This window comes from Bradyrhizobium sp. PRIMUS42 (genome assembly GCF_023006515.1).
GTDB lineage: Bacteria > Pseudomonadota > Alphaproteobacteria > Rhizobiales > Xanthobacteraceae > Bradyrhizobium.
This window is the reverse complement of sequence record NZ_JALBGZ010001002.1, coordinates 1-1,757: the sequence shown is the minus strand read 5'-3', so window position 1 is coordinate 1,757 and position 1,757 is coordinate 1. Positions and strand designations below refer to the sequence as shown.

Genomic DNA, 1,757 nt, shown 5'->3' with positions numbered 1-1,757 from the left:
AGGGATTCGGTGGCCAAGGATTCGGAGGCCAGGCATTCGGAGGGCGCCGCGGTGCGCCCGGCCCCACCATGCTACCTTCAGGCCCCTACCAGGCGGCGAGCCCCCAGCTGGCGGCCAGCCCGATCATGAAGGGCCAGCGCAGCGCCATCTCCCGCCGGGAGGCCCTGATCCTGCAAAGCCTGATCAACCACCCCTGGCTGCTGCACGACCATCTCGAGGAGGTCGCGGCCCTGGAGCTGGCCCACCCCGAGGCCCACAAGCTCAGGGCCGGCATCATCGCCGCTTTCGCCAACGACCATCACCATTCGCCAGATCCCGGCGAGCTCGCCGAGAAGATGCGCGGCGACCTCGAAAAAGGCGGATTTTTACAGCTTCTTCAACGGGTTGAGGGCGGGATCACCACCGCGGCAGTGTGGGGTGCCCGCGAAGGCGCGGCCAGGGACGACGTTCTCGCCACTTGGCATCAGCTGGTTGCCTTGCATCGGCAATGGCATTCACTACTTAGAGAGCTGAAAGACGCCGAGCTGGCCTTGGGAGAGGATCCCAGCGAGGCCAATTTGGCGTGGCTGCGTGACGTCAAGGCCCGGATGGCCGAGGTCGACGGCACCGAAGCCCTGATCGAGGGTTTTGGCGAGCTGTCGGGCCGGTTCCAGAAGAGCGTGTGATGAAAGAATCATGCGGACGGCCGGGGCCGCAACCGCTAAAAGACTCGCCAAATCTTGGGTTTGGCGGCAAAAACAGGGTTAATCGAGGCTTAACGGTCTTGTAGCACTTTGGCCCAGAGGCGGCCGCAGGCAGAACAGACGCGTCAGGAATGAATCCGCGCAATAGCTGTTGGCACTACACCTGCATCCGCTGCGACAAAGAAGCTGACGAAGCGTTAGGCAATTCCGGCGAGAGAGAGTTGGGGGTGGCGAGAGACATGCGCGCCGCCCTTTCCGTGTCGAGAGCTGCCGAAGCGAGAGCGTCGGGCAACAGGTTCATGTGAATTCACGCGGACGCGGCGAGCCGTCTGCATGAAGCGCGTTTAGGAGCAATGGATGGCCACCAAGGCAAAGACGCTGCAGGCGAAGGACAAGGAAAAGGACGACAAGGCAGCGGATGCGCCGGAGAAGGACTCCCAGGACGCGCCCTCGCCGTTGCTCGATCTGTCCGACGCAGCCGTGAAGAAGATGATCAAGCAGGCCAAGAAGCGCGGCTTCGTGACCTTCGATCAGCTCAACGAAGTCTTGCCGTCCGACCAGACCTCGCCCGAACAGATCGAGGACATCATGTCGATGCTCTCGGACATGGGCATCAACGTCACCGAAGCCGACGATAGCGAAGGCGAGGAGGAGAAGGACGAGGGCGGCGAGGACGAGACCGACAACGAGCTCGTCGAGGTCACCCAGAAGGCCGTCACCGAGGTCAAGAAGAGCGAGCCGGGCGAGCGCACCGACGATCCCGTGCGCATGTATCTGCGCGAGATGGGCACGGTCGAGCTGCTCTCCCGCGAAGGCGAAATCGCGATCGCCAAGCGCATCGAGGCCGGTCGCGAGGCCATGATCGCAGGCCTCTGCGAAAGCCCGCTGACCTTCCAGGCCATCATCATCTGGCGCGACGAGCTCAACGAAGGCAAGATTTTCCTTCGCGACATCATCGATCTCGAAGCCACCTATGCCGGTCCCGACGCCAAGGCCGGCATGAACAATGCGATGATCGCCGGTCCCACCGGCGAGAACGGCGAAGCGCCCGCCGAGGGTGGCCAGGCCGCAGCG

At 63.4% G+C, this 1,757-nt stretch carries 1 protein-coding gene and 1 pseudogene; both read left to right on the top strand.

Annotated features, from left to right (window positions below; genetic code table 11):
- A pseudogene (locus MOV75_RS36795) lies at positions 1 to 665 on the top strand (DNA primase); the annotation flags it as partial.
- Between the two features lie 375 nt (positions 666 to 1,040).
- The coding region (locus MOV75_RS36790) for an RNA polymerase sigma factor region1.1 domain-containing protein (protein ID WP_309487002.1) at positions 1,041 to 1,757 on the top strand (717 nt) is incomplete at its 3' end.